This window comes from Billgrantia saliphila (assembly GCF_002930105.1).
GTDB classification, from domain to species: Bacteria; Pseudomonadota; Gammaproteobacteria; order Pseudomonadales; family Halomonadaceae; genus Halomonas; species Halomonas saliphila.
Genome location: NZ_PJRN01000010.1, coordinates 131,434 through 145,838 on the forward strand (window position 1 = coordinate 131,434; position 14,405 = coordinate 145,838).

Sequence of the window (14,405 nt, forward strand, 5' to 3'; positions counted from 1 at the left end):
AAGGAACGAAAGGATCCGTAACGATGAAGCTTTTCTACCATCCCGACCAGGAGTATCACGCGCCCGGCTCTTTCCTGGTACGTGGTCAGCTCACCTCGTCTCCCGAAGGCCCGGTGCGGGCCGAGCTGCTGAGCCAGGGGCTTGCCAATGCCGGGCTGAGGCTGAGCGAGCCGGAGGAGGTCGACAGCCAGCGCCTGCGCGACCGCCTGACCAGGATCCACACGCCGCGCTACCTGGACTTTCTCGAGACCATCCACGCACGTTGGCACGAGCTGCCTGGGGCGTCCGAGCTGGTGATGCCCAACATTCACCCGTGCGGCGGCGGCCACCATTACCCGCGTCATCCGGTGGGGCAGGCCGGCTGGCACCTGCACGACATGGCATGTCCCATCGGCGCCGACAGCTTCCGCGGCATTCTGGCCAGTGCGGCCACGGCTCAGGCGGCGGCCGAGGCGCTGCTCGGTGGGCACGGCACCACCTATGCCCTGTGCCGCCCGCCGGGCCACCACGCGGGGCCGGATCGGGCAGGGGGGTTCTGCTTCCTCAACAACTCGGCGCTGGCCGCCACGGTGCTGCGCGAGCAGTTCTCGCGCGTGGCGATCCTTGACGTGGACCTGCACCACGGCAACGGCACCCAGGATATCTTCTACTACCGTGGCGATGTCTGGACGGGGTCGTTGCACGTGGACCCGGCCGAGTTCTATCCCTTCTTCTGGGGCGGGGCGAACGAGGAGGGTATGGGCGAGGGCCTGGGGTGCAACGTCAACCTGCCGCTGCCGTTGGGCAGCGACGGCGCCGCCTTCCTCGAAGCGCTGGAGACTCTGATTGCACGCATGACGGACTTTCGCCCCGAGGCGGTGGTGGTCGCGCTGGGGCTGGACGCCCATCGCGACGATCCGCTGGCGGGAATGACCCTGGAGACCGAGGATTTCATCGCGGTGGGCCGACGCCTGGCGCGGCTTGGCCTGCCCACGGTACTGGTGCAGGAGGGAGGTTATCCCACCGAGCACCTGGGCAATAATCTGGCGGCCTTCATGGGCGGCTACCTCGATCGCTGAGGCTCACTCGACCACTAAGACTCACTCGACCGCTGAAACTGCGCCGCGACGCAGCGCCACCCGGCGACGCGGCACCCGTACTTCACGACACCGAAGGGAGAACGAGACATGACGATTCGCTATCAGGACAGCAACGCCCGCATGAGCCAGGTCACCATCCACAACGGCACGGTCTACCTGGCCGGCCAGGTACCCAGCGATCCGTCCGCCGACATGCGCGGCCAGACCGAGCAGGTGCTGGCACGCATCGACGAGTTGCTGGCGCAGGCCGGCACCTCCAAGGAGAACTTGCTGTCGGCGCAGATCTGGATCACCGACATGGCCGAGTTCGGCCAGATGAACGAGGCCTGGGACGCCTGGGTGGTACCGGGGCGGCCGCCGGTGCGAGCCGCCACCGAGGCCAAGCTGGCCAAGCCCGAGTGGAAGGTCGAGATCATGGTGGTCGCGGCCCAGCCGGAGGCGTGACATGCGTATCATCACCGCCGATGAAGTCGCGGCAGCGCTGCCCTGGCAGTCCCTCGTCGACCGCCTGGCGTCGACGTTTCGCGAAGGCGTGGAAGCGCCGCCGCGCCATCATCATGCCATGCATCGTCCCGACGGCGAGGCCACCATGCTATTGATGCCGGCCTGGGAGCGGGCCGGCTATATCGGCGTGAAGATGGTCAACGTCTTTCCCCAAAATAGCGAGCACGGCCTGCCGGCTATCGCCGGGGTCTATCTGCTCAGCGAGGGTGCTCACGGCCGGCCGCTGGCCTGCCTCGACGGCAGCGAGCTGACCCGGCGGCGCACGGCCGCGGCCTCGGCGCTCGCCGCGCGTGAGCTGGCGCGTCCCGACGCCGAGACGCTGCTGGTGGTGGGCACCGGCAAGCTGGCGCCGATGGTGATCGAGGCGCATGCCGCGGTGCGTCCGATCCGGCACGTGAAAATCTGGGGCCGCAACCCCGAGAAGGCGAGGCGGCTGGCGGATCATTACGCCGATCGCTTCGACTGCGAGGCGGTGGAGGATCTCGAGTCTGCGGTACGCGCTGCCGACGTGATCAGCTGCGTGACGCTCTCCACCGAGCCGCTGATTCGTGGTGAGTGGCTTGCTCCGGGCGCGCATCTCGACCTCATCGGCGCTTTTCGCCCGAACATGCGCGAGAGCGACGCCGAGTGCTTGGATCGAGGTGAGGTCTTCGTCGACACCTACGCCGGTGCCCGGGGCGAGGCGGGTGACCTGCTGCGGGCCATCGACGAGGGCACCTTCAACTTTGACGATATCCGCGCCGATCTGGCCGAGCTGGTGCGCGGCGAGAAACCCGGTCGCTCTTCCGACGAAGCCATCACGGTATTCAAGTCGGTGGGTGCCTCGTTGGAAGACCTGGCGGCGGCCATCGAGGTGTGGGAGCAGTTGGAGTCGCGGCCATGATCGAAGGCAAGACCGGTTTCTTCTGGCACGAGCGCTGTTTCTGGCATGATCCCGGGGCCATCGGCGTGTTCTCTTCGCACGGTGAGTTCCTGCAGCCCCAGCCGGCTTCGGAGAGCCCCGAGAGCAAGCGGCGCTTGAAGAACCTGCTGGAGGTGTCGGGGCTGATCGATGAGCTCGACGTGCGCAAGGCACCCCCGGCCAGCCGCGAGGACCTGGCGCGCTTCCATACGGGCCGCTACCTCGATGAGCTCGAAGAGGGCGACCGGGGCCAGGGTGGCGACGCCGGCGACTGTGCGCCCTACCGGCCGGGCAGCCTGGCCGCGGCCCGACAGTCGGCGGGCCTGGCGATCGCTGCGGTGCAGGCGGTGGCCAGCGGTGAGTTGGCCAACGCCTATGCCCTGTGCCGACCACCGGGGCACCATGCCGAAGCCGACCTGGGACGCGGCTTCTGCCTGCTGGGCAATATCCCGGTGGCGATCATGCGCGCCCGGGCCAAGGGGCTGGTCCGGCGCGTGGCTATTCTCGACTGGGACGTCCACCACGGCAACGGTCAGCAGGCCGCCTTCTACGACGATCCCGACGTGCTGACCGTCTCGATCCATCAAGCCGGCAACTACCCGCTGGAAACCGGCTTCTTCGAGGAACTGGGCGAAGGTGATGGACTCGGCGCCAACCTCAATTTGCCAATGCCGCCGGGTTGCGGCATTGGCGCCTACCGCTATGCGATGCAGGAACTGGTGGTCCCCGCCATCGGCGGCTTCGCCCCGGACATGATCGTGGTGGCCTGCGGCTTCGATGCCTGCGCCAAGGATCCGCTGGGCAAGATGATGCTCAACAGTGCGGCCTTCGCCGCCATGACCCACCAGCTCAAGGCGCTGGCCGAGCGCATCAGCGACGGCAAGCTGGTGATGATCCACGAGGGCGGCTATTCCGAGGGCTACGTACCGCTGTGCGGCCATGCGGTGATCCAGACGCTGGCCGGAAGCCGGATTTCGGTGCCCGATCCCCAGAACGACGAGATCGCCGCCTGGGCCTACCAATCGCTGCAACCGCACCAGCGGGCGCTTATCGACAGCTGGCGACAAGGCTGGCTGCGCGTGGCGCCTCTGTGATGCGACCTGACCGACGAGGACGACGATGACTCCGCTCTATGACCGCGATGGCTGGCTATGGCTCGATGGCGAATGGCTGCCATGGCGCGATGCCCGGGTCCACGTGCTGTCGCATACGCTGCACTATGGCATGGGCTGCTTCGAAGGCGTTCGGGCCTATGCCGGCGCCGACGGTACCTACCTGTTTCGCGTCGCCGAGCACACCCGGCGGTTGCTCGACAGCACCCACGCTCTGGACATGGCGATGCCCTTCGACGAGGCGACCTTGATCGAGGCGCAGCGACAGTGTCTTACCCGCAACGGGCTGGGAAACGCCTACCTCAAGCCGACCGTGTTCTTCGGCGCCGAGGGGCTGGGGCTGCGCGCCAAGGGGCTGACCGTTCACACGCTGATCGCTGCATGGGACCTGGGTGACTACATCTCGCCAGAGGCCGCCTCTATCGGCCTGCGGGCGCTGACCTCCTCCTGGGCGCGCCACCATGTCAATATCAGCCTGTGTCGGGCCAAGACCAACGGTCACTACGTCAATTCCATGCTGGCACTCAACACGGCGGTCAAGGCGGGCTTCGACGAGGCGATCATGCTCGATCCCGAGGGCTACGTGGCCGAAGCCTCCGCAGCCAACGTCTTCCTGCTGCGCGATGGGGTGCTGCACACGCCGGAAGTTACCTCCTGTCTGCAGGGCATCACGCGCGACAGCGTGATCCGCCTGGCTCGCGACGCGCTTGGGCTGGAGGTGCGCGAGCGTCGCATCACCCGCGACGAGCTCTATATCGCCGATGAGGCCTTTGTCACCGGAACCGCCGCCGAGATCCTGCCGCTGCGTGAACTCGACGGCCGCCACATCGGGGCCCGGGCGGGCGCTCCCAAGCCCGATGCGCCGATCGCCGGGGATTCGGTCACCGCGACCTTGCAGCGACTCTATCGGCGCGTCACCCGCGGTGAGCTGGGAGAGGATTTGCAAGCTTTCCGTAATTGGCTGACCTCAGCCTGACACAGCGAAGCGATATCATTCCTTTATCGAAAGGCAGCAGGTCATAGAGACTGATAATATGGGCCGCAACTTTTTGCATGCCTTTCGATCGCTTGGAACGAGATGCCTCAACTATTCACCGGGTTCGCGCTCGCGCTACTGACATTGATCATGCTTTGGGGAGCGGCGGCGCTATGGTTCCGGCTGCCCTGGTCTACCCGCTGGCGCCGGCTGTCGGTGGGCCTGTGGCTGCTGATGACCCTGGCGCTGCTGCTGTTGGGACTGCAGGGCTACCGCATGGCCCTGGTCGGCCAGTTAGCCCTGCTGGCGGCCATGTTGTTTTGGTGGTTTCGGCTGCGCCCCACCCATGATCGGCCGTGGGCCGAGGACGTGGTGCATCTCGCCACCGGTGAGATCGAGGGTAATCGATTGACGCTGCATCACGTACGCGATTTCGACTGGCGAACCCGCGATGAGGCGACGGTGCGCTGGGAGACGCGGGACTACGATCTCGACCGGCTGGACTCCGTCGATATGGTCGTGTCGAGCTGGGGGCGCCCGGGGGTGGCACACGTAATGGTCTCCTTCGGTTTCGAAGGGGAGGAGTTCGTGGTTTTCTCGGTGGAGGTCCGGCGCCTCGCGGGCGAGCGCTTCTCCGAGGTGGGAGGCTTCTTCCGCCAGTACGAACTGGCCATCGTCGCCGCCGACGAACGCGATGCGATCCGCCTGCGCAGCAACGTGCGCGGCGAGCGCGTCTCGCTGTTTCGCATCCCCATGGCGCGCAGCGCGATGCGTTCGTTGCTGCTCGCCTATGTCGACGAGGCCAACGCGCTTGCCCATACGCCACGCTTCTACAACACCATCACGGCCAATTGCACCACGCTGGTCTACGCCATGACACGCAGCATTGTGAAGGGGCTGCCCCTCGACTATCGCCTGCTGGTCACCGGCCGACTGCCGGCCTATGCGTTCGAGGTGGGCGGGCTCTGGCCCGGGCACTCATTGGCCGAGCTGGAGGCGCGCGGCCGCATTGATGAGCGGGCTCGCCAGGCTAACGATGCACCGGACTTTTCCAGGCGGATCCGTCAGGGGGTGCCGGGCTGGGAAGGGTTGGGGGACGGTGACCGGTCGAGTCGACCGGCGGGGCGGGAATTTCCCTGACGCAGTGCTGCTGAGCTGAAAACGAAAGAGCGCCACGGGCGCGGGTCCCGTGGCGCATGTCTCCCTGGGCATGGTCTCTATGCCAACTCTCCCTGTTCAGGCTTCCTGGCCTGCTCGCGTCCGTGTCGCACTGAAGACAGTGTCCCTTGTCGGGCCCCCTCATGGGACCAGTCCCTTTATCACATGGCGTCGATGACGGCACCGTAACGACTGGATGAACGCCATGTGACAAGGGTATAACGCAGCCTAGTTCCCATCGCGAGATTCTTCCAACGAGCTGAGCAGGCCGCGCAGCAGTGACAGCTCCTTGCGGCTGGGCTGGGCGCGGCTGAACAGTGCCTGCAGTTGTGCCTCGGTGCGAGCGTGGGGCTGGGTGAGGAAGCCGCTGGCCTGCATCACCCGACTCAAGTGGGCGTGGAAGTGGTCGAGTTGTTCGCGGGTTGGCTGGCGATCGGCGGCGGGGCGGGCAGGGCGATAGTCGCTTTCGGGGCGCTGACGCCATGCCTTGAAGGTCTCGTAGGCCAGCACCTGCACCGCCTGGGAGAGGTTGAGAATGCCGTAGTCGGGATTGGCGGGAATGCTGACCTGGTGACTGCAGCAACGGATCTCGTCGTTGGTCAGACCGAAGCGCTCGCGGCCGAACACCAGCGCCACCGGGTTGTCCGCGGCGTTGGCCACCAGCTCGCGGGCCATCGCCTCGGGCTCGTCGAAGTGGGGCAGGGGCAGGCTGCGCAGTCGGGCGCTGGCACCCACCACCTGTACGCAGTCGGACACCGCGTCCTGCAGCGTTTTGACGACACGGGCACCGTCGACGACGTCTTCGGCGCCGGCGGCCAGGCGCGAGGCCTCGCTATCGGGAAAACAGCGCGGATTGACCAGCACTAGGTCGGTCAGGCCCATGGTCTTCATGGCACGGGCCGAGGCGCCGATGTTGCCGGGATGGTAGGTCTGGACGAGGACGATGCGGATATTGGTGAGCATGTAAGCAAGACGGAAGAGTAAAGAAGGAAGATTGGCGCTTCGCGCCATGAAGAACACATTCTACACGGCCTTGAATTCTTCCTCCTGCCGAAGCTGCCAGCCAAACAAAACCCCCGCCGGTGTCCCGGCGGGGGTTGGATCAGGCGGACGCCTGGGTTGGCTAGGGGGCGATTACATCATGCCGCCCATGCCACCCATGCCGCCCATGTCAGGACCTGCGTCCTTCTCTTCCGGGTCGTCGGCGATCATGCACTCGGTGGTGATCATCAGGCCAGCCACGGAACCGGCGGACTGCAGGGCAGAACGGGTCACCTTGGCCGGGTCCAGCACACCCATTTCGAACAGGTCGCCGAACTCGCCGGTTTGGGCGTTGTAGCCGAAGTTGCCTTCGCCAGCCTTCACCTCGTTGAGGATCACGGAAGCTTCCTGTCCGGCGTTGGTGACGATCTGACGCAGCGGCGACTCCATGGCGCGCAGGGCGATGGCGATACCGTGGGTCTGATCCTCGTTCTCGCCCTTGAGGTCCTTGATCTTGGTCAGCACGCGCACCAGAGCGGTACCACCGCCAGGTACCACGCCTTCCTCGACGGCGGCTCGGGTGGAGTGCAGGGCGTCCTCGACGCGAGCCTTCTTCTCCTTCATTTCCACTTCGGTGGCGGCACCGACGCGGATGACGGCAACACCGCCGGCCAGCTTGGCGACGCGCTCCTGCAGCTTCTCGCGATCGTAGTCGGAAGAAGTTTCTTCGATCTGAGCGCGGATCTGGTTGACGCGGGCTTCGATGTCGCCCTCGTTACCGGCGCCGTCGATGATGGTGGTGTTCTCCTTGGACATGGTGATGCGCTTGGCGCTGCCCAGGTGATCCAGGTTGGCCTGCTCCAGGGTCAGACCCACTTCTTCGGAGATCACGGTGCCGTTGGTCAGGATGGCGATATCCTGCAGCATGGCCTTGCGACGGTCGCCGAAGCCGGGTGCCTTGGCGGCCGCGACCTTGACGATGCCGCGCATGTTGTTGACCACCAGAGTGGCCAGCGCTTCGCCTTCGATGTCCTCGGCGATGATCGCCAGCGGCTTGCCTGACTTGGCGACGGCTTCCAGCACCGGCAGGAGTTCGCGGATGTTGGAGATCTTCTTGTCGACCAGCAGCAGGTAGGGGTCTTCCAGCTCGACCGCCATGGTGTCCTGGTTGGTCACGAAGTAGGGCGACAGGTAGCCGCGATCGAACTGCATGCCTTCGACGACTTCAAGCTCGTCCTCGAAGCCGCGGCCTTCGTCGACGGTGATGACGCCTTCCTTGCCGACCTTCTGCATGGCTTCGGCGATGATCTCACCGATGCGCTTGTCGCCGTTGGCGGAGATGGTGCCGACCTGGGCGATGGCCTTGGAATCGGTGCAGGGCACGGCCAGCGCTTCGATTTCCTTGACCGCGGCGATGACGGCTTGGTCGATGCCGCGCTTGAGGTCCATGGGGTTCATGCCCGCGGTCACGCCCTTCATGCCCTCGGTGACGATGGACTGGGCCAGCACGGTGGCGGTGGTGGTACCGTCACCGGCGACGTCGGAAGTCTTGGACGCGACTTCCTTGACCATCTGGGCGCCCATGTTCTCGAACTTGTCCTTCAGTTCGATTTCCTTGGCGACGGAGACGCCGTCCTTGGTGACGGTGGGGGCGCCGAAGGATTTCTCCAGTACCACGTTGCGGCCCTTCGGACCCAGGGTGGCCTTCACGGCGTTGGCCAGAACGTCTACGCCACGGGCCATGCGCTTACGGGCGTCATCGGAGAACTTGACTTGTTTCGCTGCCATTTTTCGTTACTTCCTGTGAGTTCGTGAACGTCTTATGGGAACGGAGTAGGGTTCGTCGGCTCAGCCTTCGACCACGGCGAGAATATCGGACTCGCTCATGATCAGGACTTCCTCGCCATCGATTTTCTGCTTCTCGACGCCAAAGCCTTCCTTGAAAATCACGGTGTCGCCGACCTTGACGTCCAGCGGACGAACGTCACCGTTGTCGAGAATCCGGCCGTTACCGACGGCGAGCACTTCGCCACGAGTCGGCTTTTCCTGGGCATTGCCCGGAAGCACGATGCCGCCAGCGGTTTTCTGCTCTTCTTCTACGCGACGGACGACGACGCGATCGTGCAAGGGACGGATGTTCATTGCTCACGTTCTCCTGATGGTCAGTGGTGCCATGACATTCATGGCGGTTCATCATTTCCTTCCGGCCGAACCGGAAAGTGGAGGGCGAGGACGCCTTCCTTGTTGAAGATGCCGAGTTCCACTCGGCACCGTAGCCTTGTGCTGACCGAGAAATGGGGCCGAGCAAATCCCTTTCAAGGGCCAACAGTAAAAAATTTTCACGCGATGAGTCGCGATGGGCTACGCCTAGCGTCGCGGCTCGTCGCGGCTGATGAAATCGCCCTCGAGAGGCTCGCCCTCCGCCCCATCGCGAGGCGAGTCGTGGACTTCGTCGCGTGGGGCCCGGTCTCCCTTGCCGGCTTCGCTCCAATCGTCGGCGCCATGCTGTCCGGGTGGACGGCTCGTCGTGCCGCTCAGGCGCAGGTTGAGCAGCGCCAGCCCCCTGGCGAGCAGACGCCTGGCGCTGGGGACGACGCACAGCAAGCCCAGGGCATCGGAGAGAAAGCCGGGGGCGAGTAGCAGGGCGCCGCCGAAAATCAGGGCGGCGCCGGTCAGCAGTTCATCGGAGGGCAGCTCGCCCTGAGCCAGGCGCATCCGGGCGCGGGCCAGGGTGGCCGTGCCTTCCTGGCGAATCAAGTAAAGCCCGATGAAGCCCGTGGCCAAGACCAGCAGAAGAGTCACGAGCAGGCCGATGCGGCTGCCAACCGCGAACAGCACGACAAAATCGAGCAATGTGAAAAGAGAAAAGAGGAAGAGAAAGGGCATGGCGACTCCGGACATGGCAATTCGTCATGAGATGGGGGCGAATACGTCGAGTTCAAGCACGGAGCGTGGCGATTCGAGACAGCCTAGCTTATGCTGCAAAGCAAAATAAGCGAGTGCGGTACTCAAGAAACCCGAGTGCCGTGCCGATGAGAAGGTACGAGAGGGCGGCTTTTGCCCAACGGGCCACTCCGTGCGGGTGTGGTGTCGACGAATCACAGGGGACGGCGAATGAAACTGGACAAGAGCGTGATTGCGATTACCGGGGGAGCTCGCGGTCTGGGCTTCGCCATGGCCCGTCGGCTGGGACGTCAGGGTGCGAGGCTGGCACTCATGGATAGAGATGACGATGCGTTGGACAAGGCGGTGTCCATCCTGCATCAGGAAGGCGTCGAAGCGGGGGCTTTTCGGGTCAACGTGGCTGACGAGGCATCGGTCAAGTGCGCCTTCGGCGACATTGCCGCTTCGCTCGGCCCGGTCGGCGGCCTGGTCAACAACGCCGGTATTCTGCGCGATGCGCTGCTGGTGAAGGCGAAGGACGGCAAGGTGGAAAAGACCATGTCGCTGGAGCAGTGGCAGTCTGTCATCGACGTCAACCTCACCGGCGTGTTCCTGTGCGGGCGCGAGGCGGCTTCCCAGATGGTCGAGGCGGGCCACGATGGAGTGATCGTCAATATCTCGAGCATCTCTCGGGCCGGCAACATGGGGCAGAGCAACTATGCGGCGGCCAAGGCCGCTGTCGTGTCGCTGACGACCACCTGGGCCAGGGAGCTAGCACGCTACGGGATTCGCGTGGGAGCGGTGGCGCCGGGCTTCATCGAGACCGATATGACCGCCTCGATGCGCGAGGACATGCTCGACAAGCTCACGGCCGGCGTGCCGCTGAGGCGATTGGGCGATCCCGACCACATTGCCCAGAGCGTGGCGTTCATCTTCGAGAACGATTACTTCACCGGTCGCGTGATCGAGTGCGACGGCGGCCTGCGCCTGTGATCACGGCGGGTTAGTGACGACTTGCTTGGAACGACGAGGCCGGCGATATGCCGGCCTCATGCGTTGCCGGTTCCGCCTGGTCAGAAGGCCACCTGATCGCGGAAGGCTTCGACAGTGGCCGGGCCGATGCCGCTGACCCGGGTCAGGTCCTCGGCACTCGCGAAGTTGCCGTTGGCTTCGCGCTCCTCGATGATCGCCTGGGCGCGGCTGGGGCCGACGCCCGGCAATTCCGCGAGCAGCTCCGCATCGGCGGTGTTCACGTTGATCGGTGCGACTTCCTGGGCCATGGCCAGTGAAGTGAAGCTGAGGGCGAGAGACAGCAAGGCGGCCTGAAAGACTCCCTTCATCTCCTTTCTCCTTGTTTCAGGTGATGGTTAGCGACGCCGTTTGACGTCGCGTACCAACCTAATCGAGCCAGGGTGGGAAAGTGAGAGTCATATTGCCTTTTGCTTTGTAAGCGATTGCCGATGTAATGAAGCTGTCATCGCCTCATCACTTTGTAAAACAGATCGCCCGGCACGTGTGGTGCCGGGCGAATCGCAGGGGGTCGAAGCAGGAGGCTAGCCCTGCTCGGCAGCGACCTTGTCGGTGCGGGCGGCGAGGATGAAGTCGTTCTTGTGCAGCCCCTTCATTTCATGCGACCACCAGGTCACGGTCACCTTGCCCCATTCCGTCAGCAACGCGGGATGGTGTCCCGCTTCCTCGGCGATTTCGCCGACCCGGTTGGTGAAAGCCAGCGCCTGCCGGAAGTTACGGAACTTGAATACACGCTCGAGCTGCTTGATGCCATCGCGCTCGACCACGCTCCACTCGGGAATGTCGCGCTTGAGCGTCGCCATCTCGTCCTCGCTGACATGGGGCGCATCCCAGCTGCACGCTTCGCACTGCTGTTCGGAAAGTTCGCTCATGGTGTCTCCTCGTCTGGGGTTGTGGTTGTGTGGCGTTCGAAAGAAGTCACGCCTTGGCGGCCTTGGGCGCCGGTTCGAAGCGTGGCTCGTGCAGGCCCAGCTCCCGGGCGCGCTGCACCATGCCCATGATGTCCTGCTGTGAAAGGTCGTGCAGTGTCGAGAGATCGTCCAGTACGTAGTAGAGCGGCTGCAGGATATCGATGCGATACGGTGTGCGCAGCGCTTCGATGGGGTCGAACGGCAGATGCTCGGGCGTGTCCGACAGGGCGTGCAGGGTTTCCTTGGGCGACGAGATGATGCCGCCGCCGTAGATTCTCCGCCCCGCTGGGGTATCGACGAGGCCGAACTCCACCGTCATCCAGTAGAGACGCGCCAGGTAGATCCGCTCCTTGGGTTCGGCGGCCAGGCCCAGCCGCCCGTAGGTGGCGGTGAACTCGGCGAAGGCCGGGTTGGTGAGCATAGGGCAGTGGCCGAAGATCTCGTGGAAGATATCCGGCTCCTTCAGGTAGTCGAGTTCCTCCGGGGTACGGATGAAGGTGGCCACCGGGAAGCGTCGATTGGCCAGCAGCTCAAAAAAGGTATCGAAGGGAATCAGTGCCGGCACCTGAGCGGTTTGCCAACCAGTGGTGGCCTGCAGCACGCGGTCGATATCGGCAAGTTGAGGGATGCGGTCCTCAGGCAGCGCCAGTCGCTCCAGGCCGTCGAGGTATTCATTGCAAACACGCCCCTCGATCATGCCGAGCTGGCGCCGCATCAGGGTCTGCCAGGTGGCATTGTCCTGCTCAGGCCAGTCGATGACTCCGTTCTCGTCAGGGAGACGAGCGCGATAGCCGGTCTTGCTGGCCACGTCGCTGAGGTACGGGTTGGATGATGTCATAGGGTCTCCGGTAGTCGTTGTGTTTGTCTTGTGCGTAGGGGGAGCCTTTATTCCGGAGTGTAGGGAGCCGGGGGCGCGTAGGGGTGGGATGAAACGTGCGTGCGAGACCCTGCGGACAGCTGTGGCGTAAAGAAAAGCTTACGATTGGAACGCAGGGGAAGGAGCGTGAATGAAGAATGCGTGCTGCGGGGTTTGTTCTGCCTCGACTGTCACGTTATCTTTACAGGTGGGTCACGACGGCTTGACGAACTTTTTGCGTTATCTTGACGAGCCTCATACGCACCGCTCCGCTGCCCATCATGCCTTCCCGCTCCGAGGCGCCCACATGAGATTGAGGTTTCACTGTCAGAACCGTATCGGCATCCTGCGCGATATCGTGTCGCACTTCGTCGATTACGGCCTCAACGTGGCCCGCGGCGAGGTGGGCGGCGAGCACGGCAATGCCATCTATCTGCACGTGCCCAACTTGCTGAACGCCCAGCTGGCCACGCTCAAGCCGGTTTTGGAAGCGGTGCCCGGGGTGTTCGGGGTGCGTCGCGTCAGCCTGATGCCCAGCGAGCGGCGCCACCTCGAGCTCGACGCGCTACTGTCGTCGCTTTCCGATCCGGTGATGTCGATCGATATGGAGGGCCACATCGTGGCCGCCAACCGCGCCGCCGGGCAGCTGCTGGGGGTTCGTATCGACGAGGTGCCGGGTCTCTCCCTCGACCGCTACCTGCCCGATCTCGACCTGCCGGCGCTGATTCGACGCAACAACGCCCGGGTCAACGGTTTGCGCATCAAGCTGCGCGATGCCACCTTCCTCGCCGATATCGCGCCGTTGCATCGCGAGCACGCCGACGATGTGGCATCGCTGGCCGGGGCGGTGGTGACCCTGCACAGCGCCGATCGGCTGGGCGAGCGGATCTACCAGGTACAGCGCCAGGAGCTGCGCGGCTTCGATGCGCTGTTCCAGGCAAGCCCCCGGCTCGCCGCGCTGATTCACGAGGCCAGGCGCATGGCGCCGCTCGATGCGCCCTTGCTGATCCAGGGCGAGACCGGCACCGGCAAGGAGCTACTGGCCCGTGCCTGTCACCTTGCCAGCGCCCGCGGCCAGGCGCCGTTCATGGCGCTCAACTGCGCGGGACTGCCTGAGTCGATGGCCGAGACGGAGCTGTTCGGCTACGCGCCGGGCGCGTTCGAGGGAGCCCGACCCGAGGGCAAGCTGGGGCTGCTCGAGTTGACGGCCGGCGGCACCATCTTTCTCGACGAAGTGGGCGAGATGAGCCCAAGGCTGCAGGTCAAGCTGCTGCGCTTCCTGCAGGACGGCGGCTTTCGCCGGGTGGGCAGCGACGAGGAGACCTACCTCGACGTGCGGGTCATCTGCGCTACCCAGCAGGATCTGCCACGGCTGTGCGCCGAGGGCCAGTTCCGCCACGACCTCTATCACCGGCTCAACGTGCTGTCGCTGACCGTGCCGCCGTTGCGCGACTGCCTCGACGGAATCGAGGCCATGGCGCTGCACTTCATCGATCGCGCGGCGCGCCAGATCGGCTGTCGTATGCCCGGGCTCTCGCCGGCGGCGCTGGCGCGGCTCTCCGCCTATCATTGGCCGGGCAACGTGCGCCAGCTCGAGAACGTTTTGTTCCAGGCGGTTTCGCTATGCGAGGGCGAGACCATCGAGCCGTCCCATCTGCGCCTGCCCAACGTCGGCGAGGCGCCGGGGCTGTCGGGCATCGACATGGGCGGCAGCTTGACCGAGATCCTCGGCGAGGTGGAGCGTCGCGTGCTCGCCGCGCTCTATCCCCAGCATCCCTCCAGCCGGCAGCTGGCCAAGCGTCTCGGCGTGTCGCATACCACCATCGCCAACAAGCTGCGCCAGCACGGTATCGGTTCGGGAGACGCCTAGCTTGGGCCATCGGCCGGCCGCGCACGCGCGGCGAGCGCCCGGACCTCGGCGTAGGGGTAGGTCTCGAGGGCGGCGAACCCGTTCAGGCGACGTGCCTTAAGGCGAGTCAGCAGCGGGCCGGTCAGTCCGCACAGAAAACGCGCGA

The 14,405-nt window shown here is 64.9% G+C and carries 15 protein-coding genes; 8 read left to right on the plus strand and 7 right to left on the minus strand.

From position 1 onward, the window contains the following. Positions 1–23: 23 nt before the first annotated feature. From CYJ07_RS12920 to CYJ07_RS12945, 6 genes are all read left to right on the plus strand, one after another. Complete coding sequence (locus CYJ07_RS12920; RefSeq protein ID WP_104204116.1) at positions 24–1,058, plus strand: histone deacetylase family protein; 1,035 nt, start codon at positions 24–26, stop codon at positions 1,056–1,058. A gap of 108 nt (positions 1,059–1,166) precedes the next feature. Continuing rightward, on the plus strand, positions 1,167–1,523 hold the full coding sequence (locus CYJ07_RS12925; protein WP_104204117.1) for a RidA family protein: 357 nt from the start codon (positions 1,167–1,169) through the stop codon (positions 1,521–1,523). Position 1,524: 1 nt separating this feature from the next. Next, a complete protein-coding gene (gene lhpI, locus CYJ07_RS12930; RefSeq protein WP_104204118.1) occupies positions 1,525–2,466 on the plus strand; it encodes a bifunctional Delta(1)-pyrroline-2-carboxylate/Delta(1)-piperideine-2-carboxylate reductase in 942 nt (313 codons plus the stop codon). Further along, positions 2,463–3,578: a class II histone deacetylase gene (locus tag CYJ07_RS12935; protein ID WP_104204119.1), complete on the plus strand. Its 1,116-nt coding sequence runs from the start codon at positions 2,463–2,465 to the stop codon at positions 3,576–3,578. The genes lhpI and CYJ07_RS12935 overlap by 4 nt, the downstream gene beginning before the upstream one ends. A 25-nt stretch (positions 3,579–3,603) precedes the next feature. Continuing rightward, on the plus strand, positions 3,604–4,572 hold the full coding sequence (locus CYJ07_RS12940; RefSeq protein ID WP_104204120.1) for a branched-chain amino acid transaminase: 969 nt from the start codon (positions 3,604–3,606) through the stop codon (positions 4,570–4,572). Between the two features lie 102 nt (positions 4,573–4,674). Then, complete coding sequence (locus tag CYJ07_RS12945) at positions 4,675–5,712, plus strand: Lnb N-terminal periplasmic domain-containing protein (RefSeq protein ID WP_104204121.1); 1,038 nt, start codon at positions 4,675–4,677, stop codon at positions 5,710–5,712. A 246-nt stretch (positions 5,713–5,958) separates the two neighbouring features. Here CYJ07_RS12945 and CYJ07_RS12950 read toward each other — a convergent pair whose 3' ends face one another. The 4 genes from CYJ07_RS12950 to CYJ07_RS12965 all read right to left on the minus strand — a co-directional run bounded on the left by CYJ07_RS12950 (position 5,959) and on the right by CYJ07_RS12965 (position 9,597). Beyond that, entirely contained in the window at positions 5,959–6,693 is a 735-nt protein-coding gene (locus tag CYJ07_RS12950; protein WP_104204137.1) for an RNA methyltransferase, read from the minus strand. A gap of 171 nt (positions 6,694–6,864) precedes the next feature. Next, a complete protein-coding gene (gene groL, locus CYJ07_RS12955) occupies positions 6,865–8,499 on the minus strand; it encodes a chaperonin GroEL (protein WP_104204122.1) in 1,635 nt (544 codons plus the stop codon). A gap of 60 nt (positions 8,500–8,559) precedes the next feature. After that, complete coding sequence (locus CYJ07_RS12960) at positions 8,560–8,853, minus strand: co-chaperone GroES (RefSeq protein ID WP_104204123.1); 294 nt, start codon at positions 8,851–8,853, stop codon at positions 8,560–8,562. 225 nt (positions 8,854–9,078) lie between these two features. After that, on the minus strand, positions 9,079–9,597 hold the full coding sequence (locus tag CYJ07_RS12965; protein ID WP_104204138.1) for an FxsA family protein: 519 nt from the start codon (positions 9,595–9,597) through the stop codon (positions 9,079–9,081). Positions 9,598–9,825: 228 nt separating this feature from the next. Between CYJ07_RS12965 and CYJ07_RS12970 the strand changes: the two genes are divergently transcribed. Beyond that, positions 9,826–10,587 carry an SDR family oxidoreductase gene (locus CYJ07_RS12970; RefSeq protein ID WP_104204124.1) on the plus strand — a complete coding sequence of 254 codons (762 nt, stop codon included), beginning with the start codon at positions 9,826–9,828 and terminating at the stop codon, positions 10,585–10,587. 80 nt (positions 10,588–10,667) lie between these two features. Here CYJ07_RS12970 and CYJ07_RS12975 read toward each other — a convergent pair whose 3' ends face one another. The 3 genes from CYJ07_RS12975 to phhA all read right to left on the minus strand — a co-directional run bounded on the left by CYJ07_RS12975 (position 10,668) and on the right by phhA (position 12,372). Then, positions 10,668–10,934, minus strand: coding sequence for a ComEA family DNA-binding protein (locus tag CYJ07_RS12975; RefSeq protein WP_104204125.1), 267 nt, complete (start codon positions 10,932–10,934; stop codon positions 10,668–10,670). A gap of 213 nt (positions 10,935–11,147) precedes the next feature. Further along, positions 11,148–11,495, minus strand: a complete 348-nt coding sequence (locus tag CYJ07_RS12980; RefSeq protein ID WP_104204126.1) for a 4a-hydroxytetrahydrobiopterin dehydratase — start codon at positions 11,493–11,495, stop codon at positions 11,148–11,150. A 46-nt stretch (positions 11,496–11,541) separates the two neighbouring features. After that, on the minus strand, positions 11,542–12,372 hold the full coding sequence (gene phhA / locus CYJ07_RS12985; protein ID WP_104204127.1) for a phenylalanine 4-monooxygenase: 831 nt from the start codon (positions 12,370–12,372) through the stop codon (positions 11,542–11,544). 325 nt (positions 12,373–12,697) lie between these two features. Here phhA and CYJ07_RS12990 point away from each other — a divergent pair, with 325 nt between their 5' ends. After that, positions 12,698–14,260, plus strand: a complete 1,563-nt coding sequence (locus CYJ07_RS12990) for a sigma-54-dependent transcriptional regulator (RefSeq protein WP_104204128.1) — start codon at positions 12,698–12,700, stop codon at positions 14,258–14,260. The last annotated feature ends 145 nt before the right edge of the window (positions 14,261–14,405 follow it).